This window comes from Streptomyces gelaticus, assembly GCF_014649535.1.
GTDB lineage: Bacteria > Actinomycetota > Actinomycetes > Streptomycetales > Streptomycetaceae > Streptomyces > Streptomyces gelaticus.
In genome coordinates, this window is record NZ_BMTF01000005.1 from 295,502 (window position 1) to 312,537 (window position 17,036).

At 69.3% G+C, this 17,036-nt stretch carries 15 protein-coding genes; 10 read left to right on the forward strand and 5 right to left on the reverse strand.

Features of this window, described 5'->3' with window-relative positions; all coding sequences use genetic code 11:
* Positions 1 to 1,673: (Fe-S)-binding protein (locus IE107_RS10245; RefSeq protein ID WP_229866813.1), on the reverse strand; the 1,673-nt coding region annotated here is incomplete at its 3' end.
* A gap of 88 nt (positions 1,674 to 1,761) precedes the next feature.
* Positions 1,762 to 2,451, reverse strand: a complete 690-nt coding sequence (locus tag IE107_RS10250; protein WP_373302419.1) for a sugar transferase — start codon at positions 2,449 to 2,451, stop codon at positions 1,762 to 1,764.
* Between the two features lie 318 nt (positions 2,452 to 2,769).
* On the opposite strand from IE107_RS10250, the gene dnaK reads away from it, so the two are divergent.
* From dnaK to IE107_RS10270, 4 genes are all read left to right on the forward strand, one after another.
* Complete coding sequence (gene dnaK / locus IE107_RS10255) at positions 2,770 to 4,620, forward strand: molecular chaperone DnaK (RefSeq protein WP_189543374.1); 1,851 nt, start codon at positions 2,770 to 2,772, stop codon at positions 4,618 to 4,620.
* Positions 4,617 to 5,267 carry a nucleotide exchange factor GrpE gene (gene grpE / locus IE107_RS10260; RefSeq protein ID WP_189543375.1) on the forward strand — a complete coding sequence of 217 codons (651 nt, stop codon included), beginning with the start codon at positions 4,617 to 4,619 and terminating at the stop codon, positions 5,265 to 5,267. Before dnaK ends, grpE begins: the two co-directional genes overlap by 4 nt.
* A 93-nt stretch (positions 5,268 to 5,360) precedes the next feature.
* Entirely contained in the window at positions 5,361 to 6,542 is a 1,182-nt protein-coding gene (dnaJ, locus tag IE107_RS10265; RefSeq protein ID WP_189543376.1) for a molecular chaperone DnaJ, read from the forward strand.
* A 1-nt stretch (position 6,543) separates the two neighbouring features.
* On the forward strand, positions 6,544 to 6,990 hold the full coding sequence (locus IE107_RS10270) for a heat shock protein transcriptional repressor HspR (RefSeq protein ID WP_072487850.1): 447 nt from the start codon (positions 6,544 to 6,546) through the stop codon (positions 6,988 to 6,990).
* Between the two features lie 121 nt (positions 6,991 to 7,111).
* On the opposite strand, the gene IE107_RS10275 is transcribed toward IE107_RS10270, so the two are convergent.
* Positions 7,112 to 8,125: a helix-turn-helix transcriptional regulator gene (locus IE107_RS10275; protein WP_189543377.1), complete on the reverse strand. Its 1,014-nt coding sequence runs from the start codon at positions 8,123 to 8,125 to the stop codon at positions 7,112 to 7,114.
* 84 nt (positions 8,126 to 8,209) lie between these two features.
* On the opposite strand from IE107_RS10275, the gene IE107_RS10280 reads away from it, so the two are divergent.
* Together IE107_RS10280 and IE107_RS10285 are read left to right on the forward strand one after the other, a co-directional pair.
* Positions 8,210 to 8,503: a 5'-nucleotidase gene (locus tag IE107_RS10280; protein ID WP_229866814.1), complete on the forward strand. Its 294-nt coding sequence runs from the start codon at positions 8,210 to 8,212 to the stop codon at positions 8,501 to 8,503.
* Positions 8,500 to 8,820 (forward strand): Rieske (2Fe-2S) protein, encoded by a 321-nt coding sequence (locus IE107_RS10285; RefSeq protein WP_189543378.1) that lies wholly within the window; start codon positions 8,500 to 8,502, stop codon positions 8,818 to 8,820. Before IE107_RS10280 ends, IE107_RS10285 begins: the two co-directional genes overlap by 4 nt.
* Positions 8,821 to 8,942: 122 nt before the next feature.
* On the opposite strand, the gene IE107_RS10290 is transcribed toward IE107_RS10285, so the two are convergent.
* Positions 8,943 to 9,347 (reverse strand): pyridoxamine 5'-phosphate oxidase family protein, encoded by a 405-nt coding sequence (locus tag IE107_RS10290; protein ID WP_189543379.1) that lies wholly within the window; start codon positions 9,345 to 9,347, stop codon positions 8,943 to 8,945.
* Positions 9,348 to 9,579: 232 nt separating this feature from the next.
* Here IE107_RS10290 and clpB point away from each other — a divergent pair, with 232 nt between their 5' ends.
* The 3 genes from clpB (at position 9,580) to IE107_RS10305 (ending at position 14,502) form a co-directional block, all read left to right on the forward strand.
* Positions 9,580 to 12,180, forward strand: coding sequence for an ATP-dependent chaperone ClpB (clpB, locus tag IE107_RS10295; protein WP_189543380.1), 2,601 nt, complete (start codon positions 9,580 to 9,582; stop codon positions 12,178 to 12,180).
* A 424-nt stretch (positions 12,181 to 12,604) separates the two neighbouring features.
* A complete protein-coding gene (locus IE107_RS10300) occupies positions 12,605 to 13,870 on the forward strand; it encodes an MFS transporter (protein WP_189543381.1) in 1,266 nt (421 codons plus the stop codon).
* Between the two features lie 71 nt (positions 13,871 to 13,941).
* The gene (locus IE107_RS10305; RefSeq protein WP_189543382.1) at positions 13,942 to 14,502 is read left to right on the forward strand and encodes a type III secretion system chaperone family protein; all 561 of its coding nucleotides are present in this window, start codon (positions 13,942 to 13,944) and stop codon (positions 14,500 to 14,502) included.
* Positions 14,503 to 14,571: 69 nt separating this feature from the next.
* Here IE107_RS10305 and IE107_RS10310 read toward each other — a convergent pair whose 3' ends face one another.
* Positions 14,572 to 15,741 (reverse strand): pyridoxal phosphate-dependent aminotransferase, encoded by a 1,170-nt coding sequence (locus tag IE107_RS10310; RefSeq protein WP_229866816.1) that lies wholly within the window; start codon positions 15,739 to 15,741, stop codon positions 14,572 to 14,574.
* A 719-nt stretch (positions 15,742 to 16,460) separates the two neighbouring features.
* On the opposite strand from IE107_RS10310, the gene IE107_RS10315 reads away from it, so the two are divergent.
* Positions 16,461 to 17,003: a DUF2617 family protein gene (locus tag IE107_RS10315; protein WP_189543384.1), complete on the forward strand. Its 543-nt coding sequence runs from the start codon at positions 16,461 to 16,463 to the stop codon at positions 17,001 to 17,003.
* The last annotated feature ends 33 nt before the right edge of the window (positions 17,004 to 17,036 follow it).

A 17,036-nucleotide genomic window follows, 5' to 3' on the forward strand; every position in this document is an offset into this window, starting at 1 on the left:
TTCGTCTCCGGCTCCTCGTCGTCCTCGCCGAACGCCATGTTCAGCATCGCGACGTTCTCCTGGCCGAGCTGCTGGAACAGCGGCTCGTTGCCCAGACGGCGGGCGGAGTCACCGGTGCACTTCTCGTCGCCGCCCATGATCGCGAACTTGACGCCCGCGATGTGCAGGAGCTCCGCGAAGGCCTTGGTGGTCTTCTTGGCGCGGTCCTCCAGGGCGCCGGCGCAGCCGACCCAGTAGAGGTAGTCGACCTCGGTGAGGTCCTCGACGTCCTTGCCGACGACCGGGACCTCGAAGTCGACCTCCTTGGTCCACTCGACGCGCTGCTTCTTCGCCAGGCCCCAGGGGTTGCCCTTCTTCTCCAGGTTCTTGAGCATCGTGCCCGCCTCGGACGGGAACGCGGACTCGATCATCACCTGGTAGCGGCGCATGTCGACGATGTGGTCGATGTGCTCGATGTCGACCGGGCACTGCTCGACACAGGCGCCGCAGGTGGTGCAGGACCACAGCACGTCCGGGTCGATGACGCCGTTCTCCTCGGCGGTGCCGATCAGCGGGCGCTCGGCCTCGGCGAGAGCCGCGGCCAGTACGTCCTTCAGCTGCTCCTCGGACCCCTTCTCCTCGCCCTCCATCGTCTTGCCGCCGCCGGCCAGCAGGTACGGGGCCTTGGCGTGCGCGTGGTCGCGCAGGGACATGATCAGGAGCTTGGGGGAGAGCGGCTTGCCGGTGTTCCAGGCGGGGCACTGCGACTGGCAGCGGCCGCACTCGGTGCAGGTGGAGAAGTCCAGCAGGCCCTTCCAGGAGAAGTGCTCGACCTGTGAGACGCCGTAGACGTCGTCCTCGCCCGGGTCCTCGAAGTCGATCTCCTTGCCGCCGGAGGTCATCGGCAGCAGCTCGCCGAGCGAGGTCTCGCCCTTGGCGTTGCGCTTGAACCAGATGTTGGGGAAGGCCAGGAAGCGGTGCCAGGCGACACCCATGTCGGTCTTCAGGGCGACCGTGATCATCCAGATGAAGGAGGTCGCGATCTTCAGGCCGGCGAAGAAGTAGGTGAGGTTCTGGAGGGTGGAGACGTCCATGCCCTCCAGCCAGTTGACCACCGGGTACGAGATGAAGAACGAGGCCTCGTAGCTGTCCACGTGGTGCTGGGCGCCTTCGAGGGCGTGCAGCATGAAGATGCAGACGCCGACGATGAGGATGACGGCCTCGACGAAGTACGCCTGGCCGAAGTTGGACCCGGCGAAGCGGGACTTGCGGCCCGGCTTGCGCGGATGGGCCAGCTGGCGGATGACGATCAGGGTCAGGATGCCGAGCACGGTCATCGTGCCGATGAACTCGACGAAGACGTTGTACGGCGCCCAGTCGCCGATGACCGGCAGGATCCAGTCGGCCTTGAAGAGCTGGCCGATGGCGTTGACGATCGTCAGCAGCAGCGAGAAGAAGCCCACCGCCACGAACCAGTGCGCGACACCGACGATGCCCCAGCGGTTCATCCGGGTGTGGCCGAGGAACTCCCTGACCACGGTGACGGTGCGCTGTGCGGGCTCGTCCGTGCGGGTGCCCGCGGGCACGTTCTGACCGAGCCGCATGAAGTTGTAGATCTGCAGGAGGGCGCGGAGGAACAGGGCCACGCCGACCACGATCAGAACCAGCGACACGATGATCGCGGCGAGTTGCATTTGGGGGCTCCTCGGGCCTGCGAGGGTGGGATCCAGCGTCAATGAGCGAGTACTGGCGATTATCCGGGATTACTAAGCAGTAACTTAATCAGTCTGTGCTGACACTACCCACTTCTTCCGCCGCGCTGTAGCCGGACAGGCGGTGATCTGTGTCGCTCAGGCGTGCCTTCCCGCGCCGGGCGAGCCCTTGGGCCGCCTCGCGCAGCGGGCCGTGCACGGCCCTCGCCAGAATGGCCAGGTCCATCCCCACCCCGTGGTGCTCGGCGTAGTGCTGGTCCAGCAGGGCCGGCTCGTCCCACGGCATTCCGGAGCGGGAGCGCACCTGAGCCAGGCCGGTGAGGCCCGGCTTCAGTTCCTGCCGCCAGTGTCTCGCGGCGGGGGAGGTGCCCGGGGCCTCGGTGCGGCTTCCGTCCTCCTCGTCCGGTGCCAGGGGCTCCGGGCCGACCAGGGAGAGGTCTCCGCGTACGACGTACGGCAGCCTGGAGAGCAGGTCGAGCCGGAGCCGCCGGGTGCGCAGCGAGCGCAGGACGAAGACGTGGCCGTCCAGGCCGACCCGGGGCGAGTGGGTCAGTACGCCGCCGGGGGGCCGCCGCACCGCCAGGACGGCGGCGCCCGCGGCGAGCAGGGGGGAGGACAGGGCCAGGAGGGCCGAGCCGAGGGTCAGGTCCAGTACGCGCTTGGCGGACGGGCGTTCCCGGTGCGGTTTCCGTCGCCGGGCGCGTACCCGCGCCGGTGTCCGTACTGCCTTCTGCCTCTGCTGGGTCTGCATCGTTCGCACCTGCCCGGGGTTCACGGTGGATCGAGTGTCGGCTTTGTGTGGCTCACGGCACTTTGTGACAGAACGATCCCATGTGGCGATGATGGGGAGGGGCTGCGCCGCCAGGGGGTGGGGAGTGTCGTGCGCGATCGGCCCGTACGCGCCGGGCACGTGCCTCTTGAGCGCGCTCTCGTGAGTCCTCGCGAGTCGGAATCCGCAGCTGGCGCGAACTGCATGCACGATAGTTGAGTCCCTATGACTCAAGTCTGTTGACAGTGGGGCAGGTGTCATGCATCCTTGAGTCAGATCCACTCAAGTAGTCAAGCTGGAGGAACTGAAATGGCACGTGCGGTCGGCATCGACCTGGGCACGACTAACTCCGTCGTCAGCGTTCTCGAAGGCGGCGAGCCCACCGTCATCACCAACGCAGAGGGCGCCAGGACCACGCCGTCCGTCGTCGCCTTCGCGAAGAACGGCGAGGTGCTGGTCGGCGAGGTCGCCAAGCGCCAGGCAGTGACCAACGTCGACAGGACGATCCGCTCGGTCAAGCGCCACATGGGCACCGACTGGAAGATCGACCTGGACGGCAAGAGCTTCAACCCGCAGCAGATGAGCGCCTTCGTCCTGCAGAAGCTGAAGCGTGACGCCGAGTCGTACCTGGGCGAGAAGGTGACCGACGCGGTCATCACCGTCCCCGCGTACTTCAACGACTCCGAGCGTCAGGCGACGAAGGAGGCCGGCGAGATCGCGGGCCTGAACGTCCTGCGCATCGTCAACGAGCCGACCGCCGCCGCGCTGGCGTACGGGCTCGACAAGGACGACCAGACGATCCTCGTCTTCGACCTCGGTGGCGGCACCTTCGACGTGTCGCTGCTGGAGATCGGTGACGGCGTCGTCGAGGTGAAGGCCACCAACGGTGACAACCACCTCGGTGGTGACGACTGGGACCAGCGCGTCGTCGACTACCTGGTGAAGCAGTTCGCCAACGGACACGGCGTCGACCTGTCCAAGGACAAGATGGCGCTCCAGCGTCTGCGCGAGGCCGCGGAGAAGGCGAAGATCGAGCTCTCGTCCTCGACCGAGACCACGATCAACCTGCCCTACATCACGGCGTCCGCCGAGGGCCCGCTGCACCTGGACGAGAAGCTCACGCGCTCGCAGTTCCAGCAGCTCACCGCCGACCTCCTGGACCGCTGCAAGACGCCGTTCCACAACGTCATCAAGGACGCGGGCATCCAGCTCACCGAGATCGACCACGTCGTTCTCGTCGGTGGCTCCACCCGTATGCCGGCCGTCGCCGAGCTCGTCAAGGAGCTGACCGGTGGCCAGGAGGCCAACAAGGGTGTGAACCCGGACGAGGTCGTCGCCATCGGTGCCTCGCTCCAGGCCGGTGTCCTCAAGGGTGAGGTCAAGGACGTCCTGCTCCTCGACGTCACCCCGCTGTCCCTCGGTATCGAGACCAAGGGCGGCATCATGACCAAGCTCATCGAGCGCAACACCACGATCCCGACCAAGCGGTCCGAGATCTTCACCACGGCCGAGGACAACCAGCCGTCCGTGCAGATCCAGGTCTACCAGGGCGAGCGCGAGATCGCGGCGTACAACAAGAAGCTCGGGATGTTCGAGCTGACCGGCCTGCCGCCGGCCCCGCGCGGCGTCCCGCAGATCGAGGTCGCGTTCGACATCGACGCGAACGGCATCATGCACGTCGCCGCCAAGGACCTCGGCACCGGCAAGGAGCAGAAGATGACCGTCACCGGCGGCTCCTCGCTGCCGAAGGACGAGGTCAACCGGATGCGTGAGGAGGCCGAGCAGTACGCGGAGGAGGACCACCGCCGCCGCGAGGCCGCCGAGTCGCGCAACCAGGGCGAGCAGCTCGTCTACCAGACGGAGAAGTTCCTCAAGGACAACGAGGACAAGATCCCCGGCGATGTGAAGACGGAGGTGGAGACCGCGCTCACCGAGCTGAAGGAGAAGCTCAAGGGCGAGGACACCGCCGAGATCCGTACCGCCACCGAGAAGGTCGCGGCCGTCTCGCAGAAGCTCGGCCAGGCGATGTACGCCAACGCCCAGGCCGACGGCGGCCCGCAGGGCGACCCGCAGCCGGGCGCCCAGGCCAAGGCCGACGACGACGTCGTCGACGCCGAGATCGTGGACGACGAGAAGGACGCCAAGGGAGGTGCGGTGTGACCGAGGAGACTCCGGGTTTCGAGGAGAAGCCCGACGTCCCCTCCGGAGCCACCCCTGACGGAGCTGAGCCGAAGGACGCCGCCTCCTCTTCGGAGGAGGGGGCGGCCCCGGCCGGGGACGCAGTACAGACAGTCGGCCTGACGGCCCAGCTGGACCAGGTCCGCACCGCGCTCAACGAGCGCACGGGCGACCTCCAGCGGCTCCAGGCCGAGTACCAGAACTACCGCCGCCGCGTCGAGCGGGACCGGGCCACGGTCAAGGAGATCGCAGTCGCGGGTCTCCTGTCCGAGCTCCTGCCCGTGCTCGACGACGTCGGCCGGGCCCGGGACCACAACGAGCTCGTGGGCGGTTTCAAGTCGGTGGCCGAGTCTCTGGAGACGGTCGTCGCCAAGCTGGGCCTGCAGCAGTTCGGCAAGGAGGGTGAGCCCTTCGACCCGACGATCCACGAAGCCCTGATGCACTCGTACGCGCCGGATGTCACCGAGACGACCTGCGTGGCGATCCTGCAGCCGGGGTATCGGATCGGCGAGCGCACCATCCGCCCCGCGCGGGTGGCGGTGGCCGAACCCCAGCCGGGTGCGACACCGGCAGCGGCCAAGGAAGAGAAGGCAACCGACGAGGAGAGCGGTGGCACCGAGGAGGTCTGACATCCCGTCTGACCACCTCGCCGCCCACCGCCCGGCCATGCGACCGGCCCACGGGCCGGTCGCATGGCCGATCGTCCGGAAGGAGGGACGTCGATGAGCACGAAGGACTTCGTCGAGAAGGACTACTACAAGGTCCTCGGCGTCCCCAAGGACGCCACCGACGCCGAGATCAAGAAGGCGTACCGGAAGCTCGCCCGCGAGTTCCACCCGGACGCCAACAAGGGCGACGACAAGGCGGAGGAGCGCTTCAAGGAGATCTCCGAGGCGAACGACATCCTCGGTGACAGCAAGAAGCGCAAGGAGTACGACGAGGCGCGCGCCCTCTTCGGCAACGGCGGCTTCAGGGCCGGTCCCGGAGGCGCGGGAGGCAACTTCAACTTCGACCTCGGCGACCTCTTCGGAGGCGCCCAGGGCGGGGGCCAGGGCGGCGGAGCCGGCGGTTTCGGCGGCGGCCTGGGCGATGTCTTCGGCGGCCTGTTCAACCGGGGCGGTACGGGGACGCGGGTGCAGCCGCGCCGCGGCCAGGACATCGAGTCCGAGGTGACGCTCAGCTTCACCGAGGCGGTCGACGGGGCCACGGTCCCGCTGCGGATGTCCAGCCAGGCGCCCTGCAAGGCATGCTCCGGCACCGGTGACAAGAACGGCACCCCCAGGGTCTGCCCGACCTGTCTCGGCACCGGCCAGGTCTCGCGCGGCACCGGCGGCGGCTTCTCGCTCACCGACCCCTGTGTGGACTGCAAGGGCCGGGGCCTCATCGCCCAGGACCCCTGCGATGTCTGCAAAGGCAGCGGACGGGCGAAGTCCTCCCGGACCATGCAGGTCAGGATTCCGGCGGGCGTCTCGGACGGCCAGCGGATCCGGCTGCGCGGCAAGGGCGGTCCGGGCGAGCGCGGCGGACCGGCCGGCGATCTGTACGTCGTGGTCCATGTCGACGCCCACCCCGTCTTCGGCCGCAGGGGCGACAACCTCACGGTCACCGTGCCCGTCGACTTCACGGAGGCGGCGCTCGGCGGCGAGGTGAAGGTGCCCACGCTCGGCGGTCCGCCGGTCACCCTGAAGCTGCCCGCAGGCACCCCCAACGGGCGCACGATGCGCGCCCGCGGCAAGGGCGCCGTACGCAAGGACGGCACCCGGGGCGACCTGCTGGTCACCGTCGAGGTGACGGTCCCCACGGGCCTCAGCGACGCGGCCAGGGACGCGCTGGAGGCCTACCGGAAGGCGACCGCGGGCCAGGACCCGCGGGCGGAACTGTTCCAGGCGGCGAAGGGAGCTTGAGGTGGACGGCCGACGACGTAATCCGTACGAACTGACCGATGAATCCCCGGTGTACGTGATCTCGATCGCGGCCCAGCTCTCGGGCCTGCATCCGCAGACGCTGCGCCAGTACGACCGTCTCGGCCTGGTCTCGCCCGACCGCACGGCCGGGCGCGGCAGGCGCTACTCGGCCCGTGACATCGAGCTGCTGCGCACCGTGCAGCAGCTGTCGCAGGACGAGGGCATCAACCTCGCCGGCATCAAGCGCATCATCGAGCTGGAGAACCAGGTCGCCGCGCTCCAGCAGCGCGTCGCCGAGCTGTCTGCGGCCGTGGACGGCGCGGCACAGGCGATGCAGCAGCGCGAGGCCCAGGTGCACGCCTCGTACCGGCGCGATCTGGTGCCGTATCAGGATGTGCAGCAGACCAGCGCGTTGGTGGTCTGGCGGCCGAAGCGGCCGAAGGACTGAACGGACCGGCGAAGGGCCGGGGAGACGGCTCACGGGCCGGCTCCCCGGCCCTTCGCCGTACCCGGACGTGCTCGGGCGGGACCGACGGCGGGCCCGGCCGGACCGGGTTCATCCACTGCGGTCAATCGGTTTCCTCTTCGAGGATCCTCGACTGGGCGATCAGATAGCCGAGCTGGGCGCGGCTCGTGCTGCCCAGGACGGCGGACAGCTTGGCGACGTGCGCCCGGCAGGTGCGGACGTTCATGCCGAGGCGGCGGGCGATCGAGTCGTCCACGTGGCCCTCCACGAGGAGTTGGGCGATGGAGCGCTGAACGCCGCTGATGCCCTGGGGGGCCGGGTCGTAGGGGAGTTCTTCCAGGAGCGGCGACGCGCGGTTCCAGAGCTGTTCGAAGACCGTGATGAGGTACTCGACCAGCCCGGGGTGACGCAGTTCGAGGGCGACCTGGTCGTCGTCGCTGGCCGGTATGAACGCGACGGACCGGTCGAAGACGATCAGCCGCGAGATGAGCTCTTCCAGCGTGCGGATCTCGACCTTGCCCTCGGCCAGCCGCTCCGCGTAGGCCCGCGTGCCCTGGCTGTGCCGGACGGTGTGCTGGTAGAGGGTGCGCATGCTCACCCCGCGGTCGACCACCACCAGGGCGCGCTCCAGGCCCTCCCGGAGGCGGTCCTCGCCCCGGTCGCCGCCCGGCTGGACCGTGAGCACCTCGGTGCGGCACTCGGCGGTGGCGAGGTCGAGGGCCGCGTTGATGCGGTTGCTGCCCTCCAGCACCGTGATGGCGTGGGTGATGGGGGGATCCTGGGCGCTGATGTCCATGAAGGGCTCGAACGATTCGGCCAATTCCAGGGACAGCCGCCTGCGTTCCTGGATCTCGCGTTCGATGGGGTTCAGCCGCTGTGCGAGCGCCGCGGACGGGGGTACGGGGCGGAGCCATTCCGCGTCGTCGGGGTCGGGGTGCAGCAGGGCGAAGTCCATCAGACAGGGTGCGGTGGCCGCCTCGGCGCGCGATATCCGGCCGGAGCGCAGCGCACTGGCATAAAGGCGCCCTCCGTCTTCGCATAGTTCGGTGATCCCGTGAGGATGCGTACCTTTTGTGTTGCTTGTGGTCATATCTCCACCCCCCAGGTTCCTGAACATGCAGGAACATGATGCATCGACTCGGTGGTGTTCGTGTGCCCAGGTGAGACATCGTCTTAGGTGCGGGGGGAGAAGAATCCACAAGTGAGGACGAAGCCGACTATGTATAAGCGATTGCTTCGCTCGGCGCTTGCCGTCTCATTCGTCGCGGCCCTGGGCTTCGGCGTTCTGGGAAGCGATGAGATCAGCTGGGGCTCGCAGGCCGCCAAGTCCGGCGGTGAGATCAGCTGGAGTACCGAAGCGGGCGCCGGAACGGGCGAGATCAGCTGGGGCATCAAGGCCGCGGGTTCCGATGGTGAGATCAGCTGGTTCTCCGGAGCGTCGGCCGCGTCCGACGAGATCAGCTGGATCGTCGCACCGACCCGACCGGGCGCATGACCATCCCGCCGGACGACCGGACCTTCCGACGAGAGATGGCCACGGCCTACCGATCAGGCTGGCATTTCATCGATCTCGTCACTGCCATCCCCCACCGTGGCGACTCGTTGATGGTCACTCTGTTCGGCGACCCCATCGTTGTCGCACGTGAAGAAGACGACGAAGTACGTGCCTACCGTTGCCTCCGCAAGCCGCGTGGAGCCCCGCAGCCCGTTCGCTGTGCGATTCGGTACGACATGATCTTCGTCAACCTCGACCGGCGGGACCACCAGCTGTTCGAGCCAGAGACTATTTCCGCCACCCCCCGCAGTGCCTGAGCGATCCCCCGTCGTTCCATGTCGCTCAGTCACTCCCCCACACAACGGCGCCATCGTGACCTGAACACGATGGCGCCGTTGTGCTTTTCCCGGCCGTGCCCGCCCCGCGGCCCGTGGGGCGGTCAGGCCCTGCCGAGCGCCCGGTCCACGGCGATCTCGATAACGATCCGGTCCGGGTTGGGCCTCGGCGTGCGCCCGTAGCGTTCGGCGTAGCGGCGTACGGCGTCGGCCACCGCCTCGGGCTCCGTGCGCACCGTCGCGCGCCCCTCCAGCGTCGCCCAGCGGCGCCCGTCCATCTGGCAGACCGCCACCCGGGCGCCGTCCGGGCCCGCGGCCAGGACGTTGGCGGCCTTCCGGGTGTTCTTGCCGGTGATGATCCGCGCCAGCCTCGTCTCGGGGTCGTACGTCACGCCCACCGGCACCACGTGCGGTGTGCCGTCGGGGCGGGGCGTGGTCAGGGTGCACACATGCCGCGCCCGCCAGAAGGCGAGGTACTCGGGGCCGGGATTCGTCACGTCGACTGCCATGGGGACAGCGTAGGCAGCGCGGGAACGGTGCGGGTCCGCTGCCCCGCCCCGGTGGCCCGGGGGCCGTGCGGCCGGTCCACTCGGAGCAGGGGCCCGGCGCGGATACCTCACGGCATCAAGTTGAGTGGAGTAGACTCAACATGGGATTGAGTGGAATAGGCTCAACTTTATGCACGTTGAATAAGTCAGTGTTGTGAAGAGAGCCAGTCGCCGCAAGGAGGAGAAAGCGCACGTGGACGCCGAGCTGACCAACAAGAGCCGGGACGCCATCAACGCGGCCACCAGCAGGGCCGTGAAGGACGGGCACCCCGATCTGACCCCCGGGCACCTGCTGCTCGCGCTGCTCTCGGGCGAGGACAACGAGAACATCACCGATCTGCTCGCCGCCGTCGAGGCCGACCAGATCGCCGTACGCGCCGCGACCGAACGGCTGCTGGGCGCCCAGCCCAGCGTCACCGGCTCGACCGTCGCCCCGCCGCAGCCCAATCGCGAGCTGCTCGCCGTCATCGCCGATGCCGCGCAGCGCGCGAAGGAGCTCGGCGACGACTACCTCTCCACCGAGCACCTGCTGATCGGTATCGCGGCCGAGGGCGGCCGCGCCGGTGAGATCCTCAGTGGACAGGGGGCCGGCGCGAAGAAGCTGCTGGACGCATTCGAGAAGAGCAGGGGAGGGCGCCGGGTGACCACACCCGACCCGGAAGGGCAGTACAAGGCACTGGAGAAGTTCGGTACGGACTTCACAGCGGCCGCGCGCGAGGGCAAGCTCGACCCGGTCATCGGGCGCGACCAGGAGATCCGCCGCGTCGTCCAGGTCCTCTCCCGCCGCACCAAGAACAACCCCGTGCTCATCGGCGAGCCCGGCGTCGGCAAGACGGCCGTCGTCGAGGGCCTCGCCCAGCGCATCGTCAAGGGCGACGTCCCCGAGTCCCTGAGGAACAAGCGGCTCGTCTCCCTCGACCTCGGCGCGATGGTCGCGGGCGCCAAGTACCGCGGCGAGTTCGAGGAGCGCCTGAAGACCGTCCTCTCCGAGATCAAGGACAGCGACGGGCAGATCATCACCTTCATCGACGAGCTGCACACCGTCGTCGGCGCGGGTGCCGGCGGCGACTCCGCCATGGACGCCGGCAACATGCTCAAGCCGATGCTGGCCCGCGGCGAGCTCCGCATGGTCGGCGCGACGACGCTCGACGAGTACCGCGAGCGGATCGAGAAGGACCCCGCCCTGGAGCGCCGCTTCCAGCAGGTGCTGGTGGCCGAGCCGAGCGTCGAGGACACCATCGCGATCCTGCGTGGGCTCAAGGGCCGTTACGAGGCCCACCACAAGGTCTCCATCGCCGACTCCGCGCTGGTGGCCGCCGCGACGCTCTCCGACCGCTACATCACCTCGCGCTTCCTCCCCGACAAGGCCATCGACCTGGTCGACGAGTCGGCGTCCCGGCTGCGCATGGAGATCGACTCCTCGCCGGTCGAGATCGACGAGCTCCAGCGCGCCGTCGACCGCCTCCACATGGAGGAGCTGGCGCTCAAGACCGAGACCGACCCCGGCTCCCGGCAGCGCCTGGAGAAGCTGCGCCGCGACCTCGCCGACAAGGAGGAGGAGCTGCGCGGCCTCAACGCCCGCTGGGAGAAGGAGAAGCAGGGCCTCAACCGCGTCGGTGAGCTGAAGGAACGTCTCGACGAACTGCACGGCCAGGCCGAACGCGCCCAGCGCGACGGTGACTTCGACACCGCATCCAAGCTTCTCTACGGGGAGATCCCGGGCCTGGAACGGGAGTTGGCCGAGGCGTCCGAGGCCGAGCAGGAGGCCGCCAAGGACACGATGGTCAAGGAGGAGGTCGGCCCGGACGACATCGCCGACGTCGTCAGCTCCTGGACCGGCATCCCCGCCGGACGCCTGCTGGAGGGCGAGACCCAGAAGCTGCTGCGCATGGAGGACGAGATCGGCAAGCGCCTCATCGGGCAGAGCGAGGCCGTGCGGGCGGTGTCCGACGCGGTACGTCGCACCCGCGCCGGAATCGCCGACCCCGACCGGCCCACCGGATCGTTCCTCTTCCTCGGCCCGACCGGTGTCGGCAAGACTGAGCTGGCGAAGGCACTCGCCGACTTCCTGTTCGACGACGAGCGGGCCATGGTCCGCATCGACATGAGCGAGTACGGCGAGAAGCACAGCGTGGCGCGGCTCGTCGGCGCCCCGCCCGGCTACGTCGGCTACGAGGAGGGCGGCCAGCTCACCGAGGCGGTCCGCCGCCGCCCGTACAGCGTCGTGCTGCTGGACGAGGTCGAGAAGGCCCACCCCGAGGTCTTCGACATCCTGCTCCAGGTCCTCGACGACGGCCGGCTCACCGACGGGCAGGGCCGGACGGTGGACTTCCGCAACACCATCCTGATCCTGACCTCCAACCTCGGCAGCCAGTTCCTGGTCGACCCGCTGACCAAGCCCGAGGAGAAGAAGGCACAGGTCCTGGAGCTCGTGCGGGCCTCGTTCAAGCCGGAGTTCCTCAACCGGCTCGACGACCTGGTGGTCTTCTCCGCGCTCTCCGGCGACGAGCTGTCGCACATCGCGCAGCTCCAGATCGACCGGCTCGCCGGTCGCCTGGCCGACCGCCGGCTCACCCTCGACGTCACGCCCGAGGCCCTGGCCTGGCTGGCCGAGGAGGGCAACGACCCGGCCTACGGGGCACGGCCGCTGCGCCGCCTCATCCAGACGGCGATCGGCGACCGGCTGGCGAAGGAGATCCTCGCGGGCGAGGTCAGGGACGGGGACACCGTCCGGGTGGACCGGGTCGGGGACGACCTGCTCGTCGGGCCCGCGGCCTCGGGCGGGGCCGCGTAGGCGGCACCCGGCCCGTTCGATGCCGAGTCCCCGGCCGGAGAACCATGTGTTCCGGCCGGGGACATCTCGTCCGCACCGCCGGGCGGAAGGCCGTCGTGCCCCGGCCGGGACACGACGGCGCCGCCGTGCTGAAGACGAGGGATTGCGGTGATTCCGGGAGGAAGGGGAAGTGGCCGCCGTCATCGGTGATCCATTGTTCAACATCGGTATTGCGCCAAACGCCTTGCCTCGCGCCGACGGGCGGCACCCCTCGTCCCGGCTCCGTCCCGAGCCGTATCACCCGCCCCTGACAAGGGACTTCCGCTCGGATGCGGACAGCGTCCGCCCAGCGGTGCGCGCATAATCAGGACAGCTCGGGGCGTCCGTCGTGCCCTGCTCGCAAGCAGGGCTGGGGACCGAATTCGGCAGTCGATAGCGTGCCCGCATGAACGAGCGGATAGGCGATGAGATCAATCCGGGGCCAAAAGAGCCCAGATCTGACAATCTCTTTCACCTTGGCGAATTCCGAACCCTTTGGGCTGCGTACGCTCAGTCGATCCTGGGCGACCAGCTGGCACGCGTGGCCCTGTCGTTGCTCGTGTTCGAACGCACCGACTCGCCGGGCTGGACCGCTGCGACGTATGCGCTGACCACCCTGCCGGCTCTGCTGTCCGGGGTGTTCCTGTCCGGCCTGGCGGACCGGTTCCCCCGGCGCACGGTCATGATCAGCTGCGACCTGGTGCGGATGGTGCTGGTCGGGCTGATGGCCCTGCCCGGGATGCCCCTGCCGCTGCTCGCCGGGCTGCTGGTGCTGGCGCAGCTGGCCGAGGCGCCCTTCGGCGCCGCCCAGGGCGCGCTGCTGCCCACCGTGCTCGGCGCGCAGAAGTACGAACGCGGGCAGCGGGTCATGCAGATCACCCACCAGGTCGGACAGCTGGTCGGCTTCGCCGGCGGAGGTCTGCTGGCCGCGTGGCTGGGCAGCAACCTCTCCCTGGGCGTGAACGCGCTGACCTTCCTTCTGTCGGCGGCCCTGGTCACGTTCGGCGTGACGGCCCGTCCCGCGGCGAGCGCCGATGCCCGCAAGGCGCGGCTCGGCGCACAGGTCGGGGGCGCGGCCGCGCTGATCTGGTCGGACCGCAGGCTCCGGTCGCTGCTCGCCCTGGGGTGGCTCGCGGGGTTCGTCGTCCTGCCGGAAGGGCTGGCCGCCCCGTTCGCGGACGAGGCCGGCGGCGGCGCCTCCTCGGTGGGACTCCTGCTCGCCGCGCACCCGGCGGGAATGGTGCTGGGAGTGGCCCTGCTGGGGCGGGCCGAGGTCGGCGACGAGTCGCGGCGCCGCCTGCTCGGGCCGCTGGCGGTCGGTGCGAATCTGCCGCTGCTCGCCTACTGGCTCGACCCCGGAGTGGGCATGGCCGTTCTCCTGCTGCTGGTGGCCGGGGTGTGCTCCGCCTACCAGGTCACCGCCGGGGCCACCTTCGTGCTGCTGACGCCGGTCGAACGGCGTGGCCAGGTGCTGGGGCTCGCCAGGTCGGGCATTACCGCCATCCAGGGGATCGGCGTCGCCGTGGGTGGTGTGGCGACGGAGCTGACCGGCTCGTCGGCGAACACCATCGGTGCGTCCGGACTCCTCGGGGTGCTGTGCGCGATCCTCGCCGCCGCCGCCTGGTCACGGGCGAGGGGAGCCGATGCGCAGATGATTCCCCGGAGGGCGTAGACCCCCTGGCGGCGAATCGCGGCTAGGGTCGTCGGCAGGAAACCACGTGCGATCCACAGGAGTACCCAGCGATGTCTATCGATCCGTCCTCGATTCCGAATTTCGGGGGCCAGCCCGAACCGCAGGCGGCAGGACCCGAGGGCCCCGTTGTCCCTGACCAGGACCTCGTCAAGCAGCTCCTCGACCAGATGGAGCTGAAGTACGTCGTCGACGACGAGGGCGACCTCGCGGCGCCGTGGGAGGACTTCCGCACGTACTTCATGTTCCGGGGCGAGGACGAGCAGCAGGTCTTCTCGGTCCGTACGTTCTACGACCGCCCGCACGCCGCGGACCAGCGTCCGGTCCTCCTCGACGCGATCGACGACTGGAACCGCCGCACCCTGTGGCCCAAGGTCTACACGCACACCCACGAGCCCGAGGAGGGCTCCGAGGACACCGAGACCTCGGTCCGTCTGATCGGTGAGGCGCAGATGCTCATCGGTACCGGCGTCAGCCTGGAGCACTTCGTCTCGTCGACGGTCAGCTGGGTGCGCGCCTCGATCGAGTTCGACAAGTGGCTCCAGGAACGTCTGGGCCTGGCCCCGGCCGAGGAGAAGACGGACGGCGAGGACCCGGTCCCGCCGGGCGCCTGAGTCCCACGGCAGTGACACCCCACCCCGGGGCGGCGGTCCTCATGGCCGCCGTCCCGGGGTGCTGTCGTTTCAGGAAGCCAGGCGTCGCAGGCGGCCGACCGCCTCGTGCAGGACCTCGTCCTTCTTGCAGAAGGTGAAGCGGACCTGAGCGCGGCCCGCCTCGGGGTCGTCGTAGAAGACGGAGTTGGGGACGGCGACGACGCCGCAGCGTTCGGGGAGGACGCGGCAGAAGGCGTAGGCGTCCTTCTCGCCGAAGCGGGTGATGTCGGTGGTGATGAAGTACGTGCCCTGGGGCTGGTGGACCTCGAACCCGGCCACGCGCAGGCCGTCGCCGAGCAGGTCGCGCTTGCGTCGCAGGTCGGCGCGGAAGTTGTCGAAGTACGCGTCCGGCAGGCGCAGCGCCTCGGCGACGGCGTACTGGAACGGGCCCGCGCTGACGTAGGTCAGGTACTGCTTGGCCGTCCGGACGGCGGCGACGAGCGGGGCGGCCGCGACGACCCAGCCGACCTTCCAGCCCGTGTACGAGAAGGTCTTGCCGGCGGACGAGATCGAGACCGTGCGCTCGCGCATGCCGGGCAGTGAGATCAGCGGGATGTGTTCGCCCTCGAAGACCAGGTGCTCGTAGACCTCGTCGGTGACCACCAGGAGGTCGTGCTCCACGGCCAGTCCGGCGATCGTGGTCAGCTCCTCGCGGGTGAGGACCATGCCCGTCGGGTTGTGGGGGCTGTTCAGCAGCAGCAGCCGGGTGCGGGGCGTGATCGCGTCCCGGAGGGCGTCGAGATCGGGGCGGAAGTCCGGGGCGCGCAGGGTCAGCGGGACTCGTACGCCGCCGGCCATGGCGATGCAGGCGGCGTACGAGTCGTAGAAGGGCTCGAACGCGATGACCTCGTCGCCCGGTTCGAGCAGGGCGAGCATCGCGGCGGCGATGGCCTCGGTGGCACCGGCGGTGACCAGGACCTCGGTGTCGGGGTCGAGGCTGAGGCCGTAGCGCCGTCGCTGGTGGTCGGCGATCGCGGTGCGCAGTTCGGGCACGCCGGGGCCCGGCGGGTACTGGTTGCCGCGCCCGTCGCGCAAGGCCCGTACCGCGGCCTCCCGGATCTCCTCGGGGCCGTCGGTGTCGGGGAAGCCCTGGCCGAGGTTGATGGAGCCGGTCCGTACGGCAAGCGCCGACATCTCCGCGAAGATCGTCGTACCGAACCCGGCGAGGCGGCGGTTGAGCAGCGGTCGTCCCTGTGTCATGGCTGTCATCCTGCGCGGAAGCTCTGGAGTTGCTCAAGTCTGCTTTGGCCCTCCGGGGTTGGGGGCATCCCCCACACACGCGATACGCGCGGAAGCGGGGGGACCTCGCTTCGGGGGACGGAAGGACGTGAGGTAGGTGACGGTCTTGGTGGGAGTGGTGATAGCGGTCGGCCTGATCGCGCTGTTGGTCTCGGTCCTGGTGAAAGCCGGGAACAGGTCGAAGGCGGGCAGGCGCGGCTCGCGGCGGAGGTCCGGCGGCAGCTCGGGCGGGGGCAGTTGGTGGGCGGGGGGTGACAGCGGCGGCGGTACGTCCTGCGGAAGCAGCAGCAGTCACTCCGGAGGCCATTCGTGCGGCGGCGGCCACTCCTCGTGCGGCGGCGGATCGTCGTGCGGCGGCGGGGGCGGATGCGGCGGAGGCAGCTGACCCGGGCCGCTGGTTCCCAAGTGCCCGGCGGGTGAACTCCCGCCGGGCACCTTTTTGTTGGGGCTTTTGCGCGTGGCCGTTGAACAGGTGATCCGAGAGGCCCCCGAGCGGATGGAAACCACGGCAAGTTGGGTAAAAACGCTGTGGATGCGACCTATTCGTGGTTCCCTCGGTGGAGAGAACATTCAGCCCTCGGACCCTAGTTGGACCTGATCGGGCGCTACCCACCTCCCACGTGCATCGCGTCGGGGGCGTCCCCTGTCCATGTGTCCATGCTTGCTTGCGGAGCCGACTCATGCTCACGACCCTCCAGACGGCATATTCCGATACCCGTGCGGCCGACCTGGCCTGGGCGCTGGGGCGTGAACCGCTCCCCGCCCTGGCCGTGCTCGACCTCGATCTCGCGGGTGCCCGGCTGCAGATGCGCCTGCTCGGCGCCTCCCACCAGGTGCTCCTCGAAGAGGACCGCGGCACCTGTTCCGAAACCGTCGCGTGCATCTCCGGCAGCAGCACACCGCTGCCGCTCGGTGTCTCCAAGCGGCTCGGGGAGTGGGAGTACGAATTCGCGGCGCGCGTCGAGACGCTCTCGGCGGGCTCGTTCGCGGGGCGCGCGCAGGAACTCCTCGCGCTGGTGGCCGACCATCCCCACGGCCTCGCCGGGACGTTCCCCGGCAGCCCGCACGCCTTCACCGCGATGCTGGCCCAGCGGGCCGAGGGCCAGGTGCGGTGGCGCACCTGGCATGCGTACCCGCAGGAGGGGCAGTTGGTGGTGACGCGCACCCGGGTGGGGGCGCGGATGCCGTCGGATGCGCCCCGAGAAGTCCCAACTCCGTTGTGATCACACCACTTGCATCCTTGTGGGTGACAGGCT